Here is a 14,556-nt window from a genome sequence, read left to right on the forward strand (position 1 = left end):
TCAGCAACCGATCAGCAACGACCGAGCTGATTACAGTACGGAACTGATGACCATCTCGTTCTCGGTGCTCGGCCCCCTGGCGGCCTGCGACGCACGCGGGCCGGTGGCGTTGCCCGGGCCGCGCCATCGCGCGGTGCTCGCGCGCCTGCTCGTCGCTCGCGGGCAGGTGGTGTCGACGGACGCGCTGGTCGACGCGTTGTGGACCGAGCCGCGCGCGGGTGCGGTCGGTGCGGTGCAGACGTTCGTCGGCGCGCTGCGGCGTTCACTCGAACCGGACCGTCCGCCGCGGACGCCCGCGAAACTGCTGGTCACTGCCGGGCCGGGGTATGCGCTGCGGGCGGAACCGGAGCAGGTCGACGCGTGGCGGTTCGAGGCGTTGCTGCGCGGGACGCCGTCGGTCGCGCAGCTGGACGAGGCGCTCGGCTGGTGGCGGGGCGAGCCGTACGCGGAGTTCGCGGACGAGCCGTGGGCGCGGGCCGAACGGGCTCGGCTGGACGAACTGCGGCTGCTCGCGCTGGAGCGGCGGGCGGCTGGTCTGCTGGATCTCGGCCGTGCTGCCGAAGCCGTGCCGGACCTGGAGTCCCTTGTGGACGCTCATCCGCTGCGCGAGGAAGCGTGGCGACTGCTGGCGCTCGCGTTGTACCGCGCCGGCCGTCAGGGGGACGCGCTTGCTGCCTTGCGTCGGGCGCGGGCCGGGTTGGCGGCGGAGCTGGGGGTCGATCCCGGCCCGGCGTTGCGGCAGGTGGAGCAGGACATCCTGGCGCAGGCTCCGCAGTTGGCCCCGGCTGTTCCCGGTCGGCTGGCCGGGCGGGATCCGGAGCTGGCGCGGCTCGCCGAGGTCACGGCGGAAGTGGCTGACCGCAAGCGTTTCCGCCTCGTGCTGGTGTCCGGTGAGGCGGGTGCGGGCAAGACGGCCCTCGTCGAGGAATTCGCCGCGCGGCTCGGCTGGACCACGGCGTGGGGCCTCAATCCGGACGGTGCCGGAGTGCCGCCCGCCTGGCCGTGGACACGGATTCTTGCTGCGTTGGGCGAACCGGTTCCGCCGCGGGCGACCGGGGGCGATCCGGCGGTCGCGCGCTTCGAATGGCATCAGGCGATGACGGCACGGATTTCCGAGGTAGCTCGCCGGGGCCCGCTGCTGCTTGTTCTGGACGATTTGCAGTGGGCTGGCGAGGAAACCCTGGCACTGCTGACGTCGATGACCGCGGCTCCGGTGCTGCTGGTCGCGACGTATCGGACCACCGAGGTCTCCGCAGAACTGACCGCGGCGTTGGGCAGACTCGCGCGCGCCGACCCGGTTCGGCTGTATCTGGGCGGACTTTCGGTCGAGGCTGTCGCCGAATTGGTCGGGCCCGAGTCGGCCGCGGTGATTCACCGGCGTTCTGGCGGAAACCCGTTCTTCGTCAAGGAACTCGCCCGCGCGCTGGATGCCGAAGGCGACCTGCCGGACGGAGTGCGCGACGTCGTCCGGAACCGGATCGCCGCGTTGCCCGACCACGTACGCGCGGTGCTGGGGAAGGCCGCGGTGATCGGCGCGGACGTCGACCTCGGCCTGCTCGGTGACGTCCTCGACGAGCTGGAAACCGCTGTGCAGGCAGGTTTTCTGGTCGAAAGCGGACCGAGGGCGTTCCGGTTCGCGCACGCGCTCGTCCGCGACGCTGTCTACGATGACCTTTCGCTCGCTCGACGCGCACAGCTGCATCGCGAAGTCGGCGAGGCGTTGGCGAGTCGTCGACCGTCCGCGATTTCCCTGCTGGCGCACCATTTCTTGCTCGCCGGAGACGACCGCGGCACCGCCTATGCGCAAGCAGCCGCGGAACGCGCCGAACGAGATTTCGCGCCGCACGAAGCACTTCGGCTCTGGCAAGCCGCTTTGGCGCAAGGTCCGCGTACGGTGGAATTGCTGATGGGCCTCGCCCGGACGTCCGCGTTCACCGGCTCCCTGGCCGCCGCGCGCCGCTACCGCGCCGAGGCGCTGGACCTCGCCGGCGACGATTCCGCGTTGACCATCCGCGTTTTGACCGCCTTCGACGTCCCGGGAATCTGGACCGAGAACGACGATCCCGTCCTGGCCCGCCGCATCGCCGACGCCGCCGAACGTGTGCACACCACCGATCCGCTCGTACGCGCCCGGCTGCTGGCGACCATCGCGTTGGAACTGCGCAACGAAGGCGGTCAACGCGCCCACGACGCGGCTGTCGAGGCGGAGAAACTGGCGCGGTCCGCCGAGGATCCGGCGCTGCTGGCGTTGGCGTTGAACGCACGCTGGACGCAGACCTTCACCCGCGCCGGTCTGGCCCCGGAACGCGCCCGGATCGGCGAGGAACTGGTCGAACTGGCCGCCCGGCACCGGTTGGTGACGTTCGAGGTGCTCGGTCACCTGGTGCTGATGCAGGCCCGCTCAGCGCTGGCCGATTTCGCCGCCGCCGACACCCACGCGATCGCGGCGGACCGGCTGGGGGAGCAGTACGACCTCCCGCTCGTCAGCGTGTTCACCGACTGGTACCGCGCGCTCCGCCTGGCCGTCACCGGCCCGGTCGCCGCCGCGGAAGCCGCTTACCGCAGTGCCGCGGCCCGGTTGTCCGGCAGCGGAATGTCCGGAGTGGACCGCGGGCTGCTGCCGCTGGCCCGGCATTGCCTTTACGTCCAGCACGGCCTGGAGTCCACAGTGGACTTCACGCTGCCGCCGGATCGCCCGGACCTGTTCCTGGAACTCCGGGCGTGCCTTACCGTTTCGACCGGCGACGCACGCGAGCTGTATGCGCGACTGGCTCCCGCGGAGAACGAGCTGGCCGGTGCCGGTTCCGGTGTGGTGACGCTCGGCCCGGTCGCCTACTACCTGGGCGAACTGGCTGTCCGGCTGGGATTGCCGCCCGACGAGCACTACCGCAAGGCCGCCGAAGTGGCCCGCCGCGCGGGTGCCGCGCACTGGGTCAGTCGACTACGTACCATTTCCCGCCGCGATTCTCCATGACGGCGTCGCCGAGGTCGCTGTCGGTGAACTTGACGGAAGCCTTCACCGCGCGCGCCGGGATCTCGACCCGCTTGGCCCCTTCCTTGATCTTGGACCGGTCGACCGTGGCCGTCTGCAGGGCCTTCTTCTGCGCCGGGGAGATCAGCTGGAACGCCATCGGCATGGTCTTCTCGCACGGTCCCATGCCCTGGTCTTCCGCCTGCTTGGCGGCCGGACCGGCGATCTCGCACACCGTCGCGAGGTCCTGCCTGCCCGCCGCGTGCATGAAGGCTTCGTACCGCTCGACCGCGTCGCCGCCGGTCGACTCGGCCGCGGAGGAGGACGACGGCGGTGCCGCCGAGGTCGACGGCGACGGCTGCGCGGCTGAGGAAGACGCGGGTGCGCTCGAGGGCGCGGAGGGAGCGGGAGCCGCGGTGCCGCCGCTTTCGCCGGAGCAACTGCTGATCAGGAGGGCAGCGCCCACGGCGAGAAAGGGGAGCATACGAGCGGACATGGCGTGCCTTTCCCGTCAGGAAGAATGCTCCGGAGCATAAGCGACAGACGGGCGCTGCGTGCGGAAACGGGAAAGTTGCCGCTGATCCTGAGGTTCGACGTCAGTTCGCCGGATGCCCCGCCCCGGCGTAGTCGTCGCCGGGCCGGTGGAACGTGTGGATCTGGATCGCCTGGCCCTCGGTCGGCGCGTTGATCATCAGGCCGTTCCCCAGGTACAGCCCCACGTGGTGGATGTGCGCCTGGCTGCCGTAGAAGACGAGGTCGCCCAGCTGCGGTTCCTGCCCGGCCGGAACCGGCGGCATCGAGCGGAACTGGCTGTCCGCCGTGCGCGGCAAGGAAACCCCGGCGCTGTCGTAGGAAGCCTTGGTGAGACCCGAGCAGTCGAATCCGGCCGCGCCCGCGTCGGGGCCGTTGCCGCCCCACACGTACGGCAGGCCGAGCTGTCCGAGCGCGAATCGTGTGGCGCGCACCGACGGCGCGTTCGCCTTCGCCGGGTCCAGGGAGAGCGTCGCGTACAGCTGGGCGTAGCCGAGCACGCGCTGCCGGAACAGCTCCATGCCGCTGCCGTTCTCGTAACCGGCCACGGCCTTCCACCAGCCGTTGCCCGCGGACAGATCGACGCCGCTCGCGCACAGCGCGCGTCCCGCCGCGACGGACGCGGCCGACGGGTCGGACAGCGCCGGATTCGCGATGCCGGGGATCTGCGCGCCGTACTTCTTCCACTGCTGCGTCGAAAGCCCCATCGGCTCGCCGTCGCCGCGGCCGTGGTTATTGCCGGCGACGCCGAGGCCCGCCAGCGTGACCCACGACAGGTGGCAGTCCGGGCGTTCCTTGCGCATGGTCAGCTCGCCGTTGGCGTACCCGAGCAAAACGGGGGCCGGGATGTCCAGCGGCCCGGCGAGCGAATCCGCCCACTTCTGCAGCGGGGCCGGACCACCGCCTCCGCCCGCCGCGCCCTGCGCCGGTTCCTGCGCTTGCACCGGAGCGCTCGCCTGCAGCACCGACGGACCGCTGACGGTCTGGGTGGGCACCGGCGCGGTGAGCGCGGCCTGCGCCGGAACGGGAGCGGGCTGGTCGCGTCCGGCGACCAGCCAGCCCGCGGTGGCGAGGCCGGCGACCAGCGGCAACGCCACGAGCCCGCGATACAGCGCGCCGCGAGCCCAAGCGGGCTTCGGCGGCGCGTCGGCGGTGGGGGTCTCCGGCGTCACGGCGTCCAATCTAGAAGAGCGCACCTCTGGGTAACGAGCGAACGGCTTGCACGTTAGGGGGACTCTCATATTGTGGGCACATGGCTGAACTCGACGCGGCGCGGCTGCGGGACGGACTCGGCGGCCGCTACGCCCGCCTCGACGTCGTGGAGACGACCGGTTCCACCAATGCTGACCTGCGGGAAGCGCTCGTCGCGGGAGCGGCGGACCGGACCGTTTTGCTGGCCGAACACCAGACGGCCGGGGTCGGACGGCGGGCTCGTTCGTGGAGTTCGCCGAAGGGCGCCGGGCTCTACCTGAGCATCGCGCTGCGCCCGGCGGGCGTGCCGTTCTCCGCGCTCGGTTCACTGTCCGTGGTCGCTGGGCTCGCGGTGCACGCGCTCGCCACCGATCTGGGCGTCGACGTCGCCCTCAAATGGCCTAACGACGTGCTCGCCGGGCCGGACCGGGCCAAGTGCGCGGGCATCCTCGCCGAGGCCGTCGGCGCCGACGACGCGGCCGTGGTGCTCGGCATCGGGCTGAACGTCCTGCCGCTCGGCGACGACGTCCCGGCCGGTCCGGGCGGTCTTCCCGCGACCTCGCTCGCCGAGCAGGGCGCGACGACCACCGACCGCACCGAGATCGCGCTCGGCCTGCTGACCAGGTTCGACGACCTCGAACGCCGCTGGCGGACGGCGGGCGGCGACCTCACCGAGGCCGGTCTGCTCGGCGACTACCGCGCCCGCTGCGCGACGCTCGGCCAGGACGTCCAGGTGCAGCTGCCGGACGGGTCGACGCTCACCGGCCGCGCCGCGGACCTGGACGCGTCCGGCCAGTTGCAGGTCGACGTTCCCGACGGGCGGCGGCTGACCGTCTTCGCCGGTGATGTGGTGCACGTCCGCCCTGCTTGACCGGAACGGGCGCGCCCGCGCGAGGCCCGCGCCGGTACGGTGGATCCACCACATCGGCACACATTCGCAGGGGAGCGCCCGCCGTGGCCTATCCGGACGATTTGCTCAGCCAGAACGAACGCGTGGTGGTGCACAGCCACCCGCATTTCAAGATGCTGATCTTCCCGTTCCTGGCGTTCGTGATCACCGTCGGCGCCGCGGTGTGGCTGCTCGTGGTCACGCGGGACCTCGCCGGTCCGTGGAACAACGTGTCGATGATCGCGATCGCGGTGGTGGCGCTCGTCCTGGTGGTGTGGCTGTTCCTCGCACCGCTCGTCCGCTGGCGCACGACGCACTTCATCGTGACGACCGACCGGCTGATCGCGCGCGAGGGCGTGCTCAAGCGCACCGGCATCGACATCCCGCTGTCGCGGATCAACAGCGTGCAGTTCGAGCACGGCCTGCTCGACCGGATCTTCGGCTGCGGCACGCTCATCATCGAATCGGCCTCGGACGAGCCGCTGCGCTTCGATGACATTCCCCACGTCGAGCACGTGCACACGGTCATTTACCGCGAAGTCAACGACAATCCCTACGACGACTACCACGGCGCGCCCGGTCCGCAGGACACCGAACCTCTGCCCCCGCGCGGCCGGGAACCGCGCGGAAGGAGACGCTGACGTGGGTGCTCGAGAGGTCGGCCTGCCGGAACGGGTCCCCGCGGGCGGGTTGCCGCCGCGGGTCGAGATCTGGGAGGTCGGGGCGCGCGACGGGCTGCAGAACGAGAGCTCGGTCGTGCCGGTCGAGGTCAAGCTCGAATTCCTGGACCGGCTCGCCGGCGCCGGGCTGACCACCCTCGAGGCGACCAGCTTCGTGCACCCGAAGTGGGTGCCGCAGCTCGCCGACGCCGAACAGCTGCTCGCCGGGCTCGACCGCCACGACGGCGTCCGCTACCCGGTGCTGGTCCCGAACGACCGCGGCCTCAACCGCGCGCTCGACGCGGGCGTCGACCACATCGCGATCTTCGCCAGCGCCACCGAGACCTTCGCCCAGCGCAACCTGAACTCGACCTTCGACGACCAGTTCGGCATGTTCGAACCGGTCGTCACTCGGGCCCGCAAGGAGGGCCTCGAGGTCCGCGGGTACCTGTCGATGTGCTTCGGCGACCCGTGGGAAGGCGTGGTCGACGTGGAGCAGGTTGTGCGCGCGGGCAAGCGGCTGCTCGACTTCGGCTGCTCGCAGCTTTCGCTCGGCGACACCATCGGCGTCGCGACCACGAACCAGGTCACCCGGCTGATCGAGGCGTTCGGGGACACTTCGGCGCTCGCCGTGCACTTCCACGACACCTACGGCCAGGCGCTGGCCAACACCGAGGCCGCGCTCCGCGCCGGTGTGTCCACTGTGGACTCGTCGGCCGGCGGTCTCGGCGGCTGCCCGTACGCCGAGTCGGCGACCGGCAACCTGGCGACCGAGGATCTGGTCTGGCTGCTGGAAGGGCTGGGCGTGGAGCACGGTGTCGATCTCGGCAAGCTGGTGGAGACCAGCGTGTGGATGGCAGGGCAGCTCGGCCGTCCGTCGCCGTCGCGGGTCGTGAACGCGCTTGCCGGATAGCGCTCCCGAATTCGTTCCGCTCAGCGCGGAGACATGGCCGTTGTTCGAGCGGCTCTTCGGCCCCGGCGGGGTACAGGGCGGCTGCTGGTGCACGTTCTTCCGGCTCAGCGGTCCGGACTACAAGGCCGCCGGTCGCGACGGTCGCAAGGAGCATGTCCGAGGCGAGGCCCAGGACGGGAAACCGTTGGGGCTCTTGGGCATCGTCGACGGCGAGCCGCTGGGCTGGGTGGCCGTGTCGCCGCGGAAGGACAATCCGCGGCTGGCGCGGTCGCGCGTGATGGCGTCGGACGAACCCGGCGCGGTCTGGTCGGTGACCTGCTTCTACATCCACCGTCGTGGCCGCCGTCGCGGGCTGGCGTCGGCGTTGCTGCGGGCTGCCGTGGACTACGCCGCCGAACAGGGCGCGGAAACTGTCGAGGGGTATCCGGTGGAGGTCGGCCCTCGGTCGACCTCCTCGGACCTCTATCACGGCACTGCCGGCATGTTCGCCGACGCGGGGTTCGAGGTGGTCGAGAAGCGCGGCGCGGCCCGCGCGTTGGTGCGGCGGCGCATCGCGATCGCCCGATAAGGTGGGCTTCCCGTTCGCCCGGAACCTCCTGGTGCGAGCGAGCGTCCGACCCGGTGCCGGCACGACCGAGAAGAGGGTGCCAGTGTCCGACCAGCCCGAACCGGCAGACACCGACGTCGCCACCGGCCCGGTGCGCGTGCCCGCCCAATACGGCGGGCTGCTGCACCGCGGCTTCGACGAGGTGCCCACCCCGCCTTCGGGCACCGGCGTGCTGCCCGCGCACAGCCGTCCGCCGGTCGGTTCTCCGCGCACCGACCGGGAAAGCGTGCTGGCGCTGTTCGCCGTCCACATGTTCCCGCTCGGGCATTTGCCGGTGGCGGCGGACCGTCCGGACCGGCAGTTGCCGCTGCCCGCGGACGCGGGCGCCGAGGGCGCGCGGCGTCCGTTGTTCGACCATCCGGAATCGGCGTTGCTGGACGACTCCGCGGTGCTCGGATACGTCAAGCAGGGCTTCCGGCGTTCGCCCGCGCCGCCGGTGGACCCGGAGCCGCCCGAGGCGGTCGTCGAAGGCTATGTCGCGCCGGAGGGTCCCGAGTGGGAGAGCCGGTTCGTGGTCGGCGCCGAGTACGTGTGGCCGCCCGCGGAGGGCGGCGTCGAAGAGCCGAATCCGGTGGTACTGCCGGAAAACACGCTGCTGGACCGTTTCGGCAGCGACCACGGCCGCGTGTTCGCGCCGGACGGCACGCCGTTCGCGGAACGCGCGCTGCCGCCCGCCGCGCTGCGGTCGGGCTACCGCCGGTATCGCGTGCTGAAGCCGATGCCGGTGTGGCAAACCACGTCGGCGGAGTGGTTCGACGGGCCAGGCGGCGGAATCCGCTACCGTGCGGTGCTCTCCGCGGACGAACTGGTCACGCTGGGATTCCTGGTCGACGTCACGCGGGAGGCACGATGAACACCCAGTCGATTCGCAAATGGCTGGACGTCATCGGAGTGCCCGGGGAAGTCGTGTCGATCGGCCGGGAAGCGGACAACACGTGGTGCCTGCTGCCGACCGCGGACGGCGGCTGGGAAGTGTTCTGGCGCGAGCAGGGCAACCGCTACGACTGGGCCGCGTTCACCTCCGAGCAGGTCGCCTGCCACTACCTCTTCGGCAGGCTGACCTGGTCACAGGTGGCGCGCGGCGCGGTCGGCGTGCTGCCCGGCGCTCACTGACGGCGGAGCACGGCCAGCGCTTCGTCGTGCAGGAGGCCGTTCGTGGACAGCGCTGAGCCGCCCTCGTAGGTCTCCGCACCGGAAAGATCGGTGAACCGCCCGCCCGCCTCGGTGACGATCACCTGCGCGGCGGCGACGTCCCACGGGTTCACGATGCACTCGGCCGCGACGTCCATCGCGCCTTCGGCGACGAGGCAGTGGCTCCAGAAATCACCGAACGCGCGGGACTCCCAGCACGCCTCGGTGAGCGCCAGGTACTTCTCGCGGGAGTGGTACTCGGTCCAGCTGTTCAAGTCCGTCGTGGACAGATAGGCGTCGCCGAGCGTCGCTACCTTCGACACCGACATGCGCCGTTCGCCCGCCGCGTCGCGCAGGTGCGCGCCCTCGCCGCGAGCCGCCCACCAGCGCCGGCCCAGCAACGGCGCGCTGATCATGCCGACCACCGGCGTGCCGTCCTCGACCAGCGCGATCAGCGTCGCCCACACCGGGAGTCCGCGCAGGAAGTTCTTGGTCCCGTCGATCGGGTCGATCACCCACGCCCGGCCCTCGCTGCCCGCCGAGCCGCCGCGTTCCTCGCCCGCGACCGTGTCGCCGGGCCGCTGCGCGGCGAGGATTTCGCGGATCGCGTCCTCGACCGCGGTGTCGGCGTCGGTCACCGGCGTGCGGTCCGGTTTCGCGGACACCGCGAGGTCGAGCGCACGGAAACGGGCAGTGGTCAGCGCGTCGGCGGCGTCCGCCAGCCGGGTGGCGAGAACGAGGTCATCCGAGTAGGCAGGCACGGTCACGATGGTTTCACGCCCGTTCGCCGTAAGGTTGGCCAGGTGAGCATGGTCCTACTTGCCGAAGACGATCCGGCCATCGCCGAGCCGCTGTCCCGCGCGCTGCACCGGGAGGGGTACGAGATCGAGGTCGTGACCGACGGCCCGGCGGTGCTGGCCGCGACCGCCGCGCACCGGGTCGACCTGCTCGTGCTCGATCTCGGGCTGCCCGGGATGGACGGGCTGGAGGTGTGCCGCAGACTGCGCGCGAGCGGCACCGAACTGCCGGTGCTGATGCTCACCGCGCGCACCGACGAGGTCGATTTCGTCGTCGGCCTCGACGCGGGCGCGGACGATTACGTGGCCAAGCCGTTCCGGCTGGCCGAACTGCTCGCGCGGATCCGCGCGCTGCTGCGCCGCCGGGTGCCGGAGGTGCTGGAGGCCGGCGGCGTCCGGATGGACCTCGGCGCGCGACTGGTCACTGTGGACTCGCACGAGGTGCAGCTGGCGAACAAGGAGTTCGAGCTGCTGCGCGTGCTGATGAGCCGGGCCGGGCAGGTCGTCAGCCGCGACGAGATCCTCGCCGAGGTGTGGAACGACCTCGAGTCCAAGACGTCGAAGACCCTCGACATGCACATGTCCTGGCTGCGCCGCAAACTCGCGGTCGCCGCCGACGAGGCGGCGGGCAGGCAAGCGAAGCCCGCGCACTCCGACGCCGAACGGCGCATCGCGACCGTGCGCGGCGTCGGGTTCCGGTTCAATGTCGAGTAGCCGCCGATGAGCATGCGCCGCCGGATCCTGCTGGCGATCCTCCTCGCCGTGCTGGTCACCGCGGCCGTGCTGGGCATCCCGCTCGGCGTCACCGCGTGGCGGCTGGTGGAGAACCTCAACCGGGAAAGCCTGGCCGAACGGGCGCGCAACATCGCCGCGACGGTCGACACGCAGGTCGCGAACGGCCAGGAGATCGACCTGGAGCAGTTCCGGGTCGGCGTTCCCGAGGGCGGCATGCTGATCGTGCGCGCCGAGGGCTTCAGCGAAAAACACCTCGGCGCGAACCCCGGCCCGGACCCGGTGGTCGAATCGGTGCCGACCGCGCGAAGCGGCACGGTGATGCTGGCGATCCCCAGCGGTCCGGTCCGCACGAAGCAGACGCAGGTGACGCTGCTGGTCGTGCTGCTGGTGGTCCTGTCGGTCGGCACCGGCACCGTGGTGGCGACAGTGACCGCGCGCCGCCTGGCGAAACCGCTCCGGCACGTCGCAGACCGCGCGTCCCGCCTGGGCGGCGGCGATTTCCGGCCGGATCCGAGCCGCTACCGCGTGGCCGAACTGGACATGGTCGCGGAAGCCCTGGACACGTCGGGGTCCGCCTTGGCGCAGCTCGTGCAGCGGGAACGACAGCTGGTCGGGGATGTCTCGCACCAGCTGCGCAGCCGGTTGACCGCGCTGCAGCTGCGGCTGGAGCCCTTGACCGGCCACGAGGACCCGGATGTCGTCGAGGAGTCCCGAGCCGCGCAGGAACAAGCCGACCGCCTGGCGCAGGCCCTGGACGAACTGCTGGCCGCCGCGCGCGCTGCCCGCGAGGTAGACGCCGAACCGGTCGATCTGCCGGTGGCGTTGCCCGCTGTCGCGGAGGAATGGCGTCAGCTGCTGCGCGTCGAGGGACGGAATTTGCGTCTGAAGGTCGCGGACGGCTTGATGGTGCGCGTGACTCCGGCGCGGCTGCGCGAGGTGATCGGCGTGCTGCTGGACAACGCCCTCCGCCACGGAGCGGGGACGGTCACGCTGTCCGCCCGCCGCGGTGACGCGGAGGGGACTGTGGTGATCGAGGTCGCGGACACCGGATCCGGAGTGCCGGACGAAATCGCGCCGCACATTTTCGAACGCGGTTTTTCGGGCGGCGGTTCGACCGGCGTGGGTTTGGCTCTGGCCCGCGCACTGGTCGAGGCGGACGGCGGACGGCTGGAACTGTCGAATAAGCGTCCGGCGATTTTCAGTCTGTTCCTGAAGGTGCCGCGCCCGGACGAGGTGGGCGAATTGCGGTGGCCCGCGGAGCCGGTTCCTCGCTGAGGATCTGGACAGCTTCCCGCAGGTCAGCCGCGATCCGGTGCGGTGGTTGACCTTGCGGCCACGTGCGGTGGTGGCTGATCCAGAGTGTGCGCAGTCCGGCGTTATGCCCGCCCGCGATGTCCAGATCAGGGCTGTCGCCGATGACCCAATCGTCGGGGGTCAGCGTGGTTCCGCAGTTTTGCGCGGCGAGCTGGAAGATGCGCGGATCGGGCTTGCGCAGGCCGACAGCGGCGGAAATGCAATAACCGTCGACTGCGTTGGCGAGGCCGGTTCGGTGGAGTTTTGCCAGCTGGTTGTCCTGCATGCCGTTGGTGACGATGCCGATTCGCCATCCCGCGGCGCGCAGGGTGCCGAGATCGTCCAGCACGCCGGGGTAGAGCTGCACCAACTGCGGAATCCTCGTGCGGTAACTCGCCCACAGCTGTTCAGCGGGCTCGGCCAGGTCGAATCGCTGCTGGACCTCCGCGAAGAACCGGTCCATCGGCCCGCCGCGCCGCGCCGAGATCAGCCAGGCCGCCGCGTCCTCGGGAAGCCGGTGCTGGGAGGCGAATTCCGCCGCCCAGCGGGAAAACGCGCCGCTGAGATCGGTCAGCGTGTCGTCCAGATCGACCAGCGCCAGCCGGGTCACCGGGGAAGCCGGGTGACCCCGTCCTTCCGCCGTTCCCCCAGCTCGTCCGGGAACACCCACTTCTTGAAGCCCCAGAACCGGAACACCATCGCCAGCAGCATGCCGATGATCGACCCGCTCGCGAAGTCCGCGACCTCCTGCACGAACCGCGACACGTGCGGCACTTCCAGGTGCAGCCAGTAGCGCGAGATCAGCAGCGGAATCAGGTTCACCACCACCGCGACCCCGCTGATCACGAAGAACAGCGTGGCCTCGTGGGCGCGTTCGCGGCCGCCGCGGGTGCGGAACGACCATTCGCGGTTGAGCACGTACGACACGATCGTCGCGACGATGATCGCGATCGCCTTCGCCGTGGTCGGTTTCGACTCCAGCACGCTGAGCTTCAGCAGGTACCAGACGCCGTTGTCGACCAGGAAGGTCGTGCCGCCCACGATCGCGAACTTCAGCAGCTCCCGGTGCCTCACGAGCACGGAGCGCAACGGCTCGGGCGTGCGGGCGAGCACGGTTTCGACGACGGTCACGTAACGCAGTCTAGAGAATTCGAGGTCACGGCAGGTCTCAGGCGGCCTTACGGTCCGGAATATCCGGATTGTCATTCCGCGCTGGTTCCGTCCGGGCGCCCTCCGTAGGGAACACCCACTTCTTGAAGGCCCACCAGCGGAACAGCGTCCCGAGCAGAGTGCCGATGATCATCCCGCTGACGAAGTCGGCCGTCTCCTGCCCGACCAGGCTCACGTGCGGCACCTGCAACTGCAGCACGTAGCGCGAAACCCACTGCGGCAACGCGTTCAGCGCGAGCGCGACCCCGCTGAGCAGGAAGAACAGCGCCGCCTCGTGGGAACGTTCACGGCCGCCACGGGTGCGGAACGACCATTCGCGATTCGCGACGTAGGAGAAGATCGTGGCGATCAGCACACCGACGATCAGCGCCGTGACCGGATGGGTCCGCAGCACGGTGAACTTCAGTGCGTACGTGATCGTCATCGTGATGACGAAGCTCGTCCCGCCGACCAGGGCGAAGCGGACCAGTTCGCGGTGCTTCGCCACGAGTTCGCGCACCTCGTGGACGCTACTCCGTGACCCAGCCGAAGAACCCCCGGGGCTCGACCGACGGCGGACGTTTGCCGTGGTTATCGGGTTTGCCCGGCTTGCTGTCCGAACCGGGGTTCGGCGGCGCGCTCGTGGTGGCGGCCGGGCTGCTCGACGTCGGGTCCGGGGTCTCGTCGTCAGGCGATGTCGAAGTCGGCAGGGTGGTGCTCGGCTTCGGGTGCTTGGACGAGTTCGGCGGGTGGCTCTTCGAGGTCGGGATCGACGGCGTCGGCAGCGTCGGCACCGACGTGGACGACATCGGCCCGAGCGTCGGGTCGTGGCACATGTTCCACCAGCAGCCGAGCTCCACCGCGACCGGTTGCGCCGAGGCGCTGCCGAGCGAGGCGTTGACCGTGACGGTGAGCGGACCGTCGAACGGCTTGCGGTTCACGAGCACCCACAGCGACGCCTGCTCGCCGGGAGCCAGCGGTTTGGCGCTGGTGCAGCTCGTGCTCGAAGCGCCGGACGTGCACTTGAACTGCTTGAAGCTGACCTGTCCCTCGACGCGGTGGTCAAAGGTGATGGTCACGGGTTTCGTGCTCTCCCCGGTGTTCTGCACCTCAGCGTCGATGAGCGGCTGCAGCCGCCACATCCCTCCGATTGCCTTGGCCGACAGCGACAGAGCGTCCTTCGGGGCCTTGACCTTCACCTGCACGGTGACGTTGACGTTGACCGAAGCACCCGCAGTGACCGAACCGGTCACCTCGCCGCCCTTGGCGCTGTCGTCCGCCTGCAAGCGGAACATCAGCACCGCAGATTGCCCAGGCTGCAATCCGCTGCCAGTCTTGCAGGTGACCGTGCCCTCTCCACCCGGGCACGCGACCTGCATCGGCCCCGACTGCGCGGCCGCCTCGCTGGAGTACGCGCCAGCCGCGCCGCCGCCGTTCGCCTGAACGGCTCGGACACCAGGCGGCAGGTTCAGCGTCGCCTGGACCGGTTCGGACACGGAACCACCGTTGTTGCGCACGGTGATCGGCAGCGCGACCGGTCCGCCGCCCGGCTGGAGTTCGACCCCGCTCGGCGGCATGGACGCGGACAGCTGCGGCGGCGCGGCAGGCGGGTTCTGGGCAGGCGGCTGCGCCGGCGGAGCGGCCGGTGGTGCCGCGGGCGGCGGCACAGCCGGAGGCGCGGGCTGGGCAG

The 14,556-nt window shown here is 70.7% G+C and carries 15 protein-coding genes and 1 pseudogene; 9 read left to right on the plus strand and 7 right to left on the minus strand.

All coding sequences use genetic code 11. The features are described 5' to 3' along the window. The first annotated feature begins 46 nt into the window (after nucleotides 1-46). Nucleotides 47-2,974: a BTAD domain-containing putative transcriptional regulator gene (locus EIZ45_RS43035; RefSeq protein WP_134669362.1), complete on the plus strand. Its 2,928-nt coding sequence runs from the start codon at nucleotides 47-49 to the stop codon at nucleotides 2,972-2,974. Here EIZ45_RS43035 and EIZ45_RS43040 read toward each other — a convergent pair. Together EIZ45_RS43040 and EIZ45_RS43045 are read right to left on the minus strand one after the other, a co-directional pair. Beyond that, nucleotides 2,934-3,437 (minus strand): hypothetical protein, encoded by a 504-nt coding sequence (locus EIZ45_RS43040; protein WP_238608552.1) that lies wholly within the window; start codon nucleotides 3,435-3,437, stop codon nucleotides 2,934-2,936. The genes EIZ45_RS43035 and EIZ45_RS43040 overlap by 41 nt on opposite strands. A gap of 130 nt (nucleotides 3,438-3,567) precedes the next feature. Beyond that, nucleotides 3,568-4,674 (minus strand): C40 family peptidase, encoded by a 1,107-nt coding sequence (locus tag EIZ45_RS43045; RefSeq protein ID WP_037816020.1) that lies wholly within the window; start codon nucleotides 4,672-4,674, stop codon nucleotides 3,568-3,570. A gap of 80 nt (nucleotides 4,675-4,754) precedes the next feature. Between EIZ45_RS43045 and EIZ45_RS43050 the strand changes: the two genes are divergently transcribed. The 6 genes from EIZ45_RS43050 to EIZ45_RS43075 all read left to right on the plus strand — a co-directional run bounded on the left by EIZ45_RS43050 (nucleotide 4,755) and on the right by EIZ45_RS43075 (nucleotide 8,874). Beyond that, nucleotides 4,755-5,564, plus strand: a complete 810-nt coding sequence (locus EIZ45_RS43050; protein ID WP_037816018.1) for a biotin--[acetyl-CoA-carboxylase] ligase — start codon at nucleotides 4,755-4,757, stop codon at nucleotides 5,562-5,564. Nucleotides 5,565-5,647: 83 nt separating this feature from the next. Further along, complete coding sequence (locus EIZ45_RS43055) at nucleotides 5,648-6,223, plus strand: PH domain-containing protein (RefSeq protein WP_037816017.1); 576 nt, start codon at nucleotides 5,648-5,650, stop codon at nucleotides 6,221-6,223. Nucleotide 6,224: 1 nt separating this feature from the next. Next, entirely contained in the window at nucleotides 6,225-7,154 is a 930-nt protein-coding gene (locus EIZ45_RS43060; protein ID WP_037816016.1) for a hydroxymethylglutaryl-CoA lyase, read from the plus strand. Between the two features lie 40 nt (nucleotides 7,155-7,194). Beyond that, nucleotides 7,195-7,722 (plus strand): GNAT family N-acetyltransferase, encoded by a 528-nt coding sequence (locus EIZ45_RS43065; protein ID WP_238608551.1) that lies wholly within the window; start codon nucleotides 7,195-7,197, stop codon nucleotides 7,720-7,722. A gap of 82 nt (nucleotides 7,723-7,804) precedes the next feature. Next, nucleotides 7,805-8,614: a TNT domain-containing protein gene (locus tag EIZ45_RS43070; RefSeq protein ID WP_238608550.1), complete on the plus strand. Its 810-nt coding sequence runs from the start codon at nucleotides 7,805-7,807 to the stop codon at nucleotides 8,612-8,614. Further along, entirely contained in the window at nucleotides 8,611-8,874 is a 264-nt protein-coding gene (locus tag EIZ45_RS43075) for a hypothetical protein (protein WP_037816012.1), read from the plus strand. Before EIZ45_RS43070 ends, EIZ45_RS43075 begins: the two co-directional genes overlap by 4 nt. On the opposite strand, the gene hisN is transcribed toward EIZ45_RS43075, so the two are convergent. Then, complete coding sequence (hisN, locus tag EIZ45_RS43080; RefSeq protein ID WP_037816009.1) at nucleotides 8,868-9,659, minus strand: histidinol-phosphatase; 792 nt, start codon at nucleotides 9,657-9,659, stop codon at nucleotides 8,868-8,870. The two genes, EIZ45_RS43075 and hisN, sit on opposite strands and share 7 nt — an antisense overlap. Nucleotides 9,660-9,701: 42 nt before the next feature. On the opposite strand from hisN, the gene EIZ45_RS43085 reads away from it, so the two are divergent. After that, nucleotides 9,702-10,403, plus strand: coding sequence for a response regulator transcription factor (locus EIZ45_RS43085; RefSeq protein ID WP_009072764.1), 702 nt, complete (start codon nucleotides 9,702-9,704; stop codon nucleotides 10,401-10,403). 12 nt (nucleotides 10,404-10,415) lie between these two features. Further along, nucleotides 10,416-11,699, plus strand: coding sequence for an ATP-binding protein (locus EIZ45_RS43090; protein ID WP_037816408.1), 1,284 nt, complete (start codon nucleotides 10,416-10,418; stop codon nucleotides 11,697-11,699). Here the strand turns inward: EIZ45_RS43090 and EIZ45_RS43095 are convergent. The 4 genes and pseudogenes from EIZ45_RS43095 to EIZ45_RS43110 all read right to left on the minus strand — a co-directional run. After that, the gene (locus EIZ45_RS43095) at nucleotides 11,623-12,327 is read right to left on the minus strand and encodes an HAD family hydrolase (protein WP_167756714.1); all 705 of its coding nucleotides are present in this window, start codon (nucleotides 12,325-12,327) and stop codon (nucleotides 11,623-11,625) included. The two genes, EIZ45_RS43090 and EIZ45_RS43095, sit on opposite strands and share 77 nt — an antisense overlap. Continuing rightward, nucleotides 12,324-12,848 (minus strand): GtrA family protein, encoded by a 525-nt coding sequence (locus tag EIZ45_RS43100; RefSeq protein ID WP_037816006.1) that lies wholly within the window; start codon nucleotides 12,846-12,848, stop codon nucleotides 12,324-12,326. Before EIZ45_RS43100 ends, EIZ45_RS43095 begins: the two co-directional genes overlap by 4 nt. Nucleotides 12,849-12,885: 37 nt before the next feature. Next, complete coding sequence (locus EIZ45_RS43105; protein ID WP_134669369.1) at nucleotides 12,886-13,386, minus strand: GtrA family protein; 501 nt, start codon at nucleotides 13,384-13,386, stop codon at nucleotides 12,886-12,888. A 10-nt stretch (nucleotides 13,387-13,396) separates the two neighbouring features. After that, nucleotides 13,397-14,556: pseudogene (locus tag EIZ45_RS43110) on the minus strand (RNA polymerase subunit sigma); the annotation flags it as partial.

This window comes from Amycolatopsis sp. CFH S0740 (assembly GCF_004522315.1).
In the GTDB taxonomy this organism is placed as follows: Bacteria; Actinomycetota; Actinomycetes; order Mycobacteriales; family Pseudonocardiaceae; genus Amycolatopsis; species Amycolatopsis nivea.